The sequence below is a fragment of the Actinotalea sp. C106 genome, from assembly GCF_023630195.1.
In the GTDB taxonomy this organism is placed as follows: Bacteria; Actinomycetota; Actinomycetes; order Actinomycetales; family Cellulomonadaceae; genus Actinotalea.
Genome location: NZ_JALPKN010000488.1, coordinates 1 through 1,418, shown reverse-complemented (window position 1 = coordinate 1,418; position 1,418 = coordinate 1). Strand labels below are relative to the sequence as shown.

At 75.1% G+C, this 1,418-nt stretch carries 2 protein-coding genes; both read right to left on the bottom strand.

Annotated elements, in window-relative coordinates:
* On the bottom strand, positions 1-670 hold a 670-nt coding region (locus L0B03_RS17890; RefSeq protein ID WP_250448362.1), incomplete at its 3' end, for a DUF885 family protein.
* Between the two features lie 47 nt (positions 671-717).
* Positions 718-1,305 carry a DivIVA domain-containing protein gene (locus L0B03_RS17885; protein WP_250448360.1) on the bottom strand — a complete coding sequence of 196 codons (588 nt, stop codon included), beginning with the start codon at positions 1,303-1,305 and terminating at the stop codon, positions 718-720.
* Positions 1,306-1,418: the final 113 nt, after the last annotated feature.

Below are 1,418 nucleotides of genomic sequence, written 5' to 3'. Positions count from 1 at the left end.
CCTCCGACTTGGTCGCGTAGGCCTCGCGAGCCGCGCCGGCACCGGCGGCGAGCTCGTCCCGCAGGGCCTCGCCCTGGGCCGCCCCCTCGAGGGCCTGCTCGAGGGCGGGGCTCGTCACGAGGTCGGTGAAGAAGGACCCGGACCCGGCGAGCTCCTCGCACTGGCGTGCGCACTCGTCGACCTGACGCACGGCCGCGACCCGTCCGCGGGAGGCCGCGAGACGCAGGGACTCGACCACGCCCGCGACGGCCCCCGGCAAGGCGTGCAGGCGAGCCGCGACGTTCTCCCAGTGCTGAGGGGTCGAGGTGGGCATGAGGTCGAAGACGTCGCGGAGCTCCTGGACCGGGGAGGCGATGTTGTTGAGGGCTCCGAGCCACTCGTCGGCCTCGTGCAGCTCGAGCTCGATGCCCAGCCGCTCACGCATCGCGGCGAGGGTCACGCGGTCGACCTCGTCGACGGGGGTCTGCGCGTCGAGCTGGGCGAGCACCGCGCGGGCCGCGTCGGCCTGCGCCTGCCAGCCGGCCGGGGAGAGGTCCACCATGAGGTGGTCGTAGCCGTCGAGGCCCATCGCGGTGGCAGCCAGGGGGTTGAGGCGGGCCGCGGTGGTGACGTAGGCGTCGGCGATCGCGTCGATCGCGCTGGGGGTGCGGGTGGGGCGCGCGGAGTTCATGGGCGTAGAGCCTAGGTGGTCCAGGTCGGTGGCCCCCCGGGCTCTGCTCAGCCGCGCAGGACGGCGGCCACCTGGTCGAGCAGGACGTCGACCTCGCGCTGGTCGTAGCCCGAGTTCCAGGTGGTGCGGAACCGTGCCGCGTCGACCATCGCTGCGGTCATCTCCGGGGCTACGCCCTGGCGCAGCAGCTCGAGGGCGACGGCGGCGTGCTCGAGCAGGGTGTCGACCTCCTCCTCGGCGTAGCCAGGGCCGTCCACCACCCGCGTCAGCCCCGAGGTCCCGGCCGGGCGCGAGGCCGGGCTCACGGTGCCCGGACGGTCGCCGTGGGTCCCTGGTCCGTTCGAGGTCCCCGCCGCGTCCCCGGGCGAGGCGTGCTGCTCCTCCCACCGGCGCAGGGTGCCCTCGACCTGGTCGAGGAAGGCGTCGACGTCCTCCTGGACGTAGCCCCCCTCGGGCGTGGTGCGGAAGCGCGCGAACCGGACGTCGTCGGCCAAGACGTGCTGCAGCGGGGGCATCCCAGGCTGCCAGCCGGCGACCGAGGTGATGACCGGGCCCGTGCTCGGGGCGGAGGAGGTGGCGACGGGGAGGTGGCCGGAGGCCGTGGGGGCGTAGGCCGCGGCGCTCGGTGAGGACATGTGCAGAGAATAGGACAATCCGGGCGGCAGCGGGAGCCCCCGGCCGGTCCGCGCGTGGCGAGGCCCGCGCGCTCAGCCGCGCAGGCTCCACCGCCATGCGTCCGGACCGGGCC

Coding starts and splice junctions, on each gene's coding strand:
- L0B03_RS17885 (WP_250448360.1), bottom strand. CDS start 1,305: ATGTCCTCACCGAGCGCCGCGGCCTACGCCCCCACGGCCTCCGGCCAC.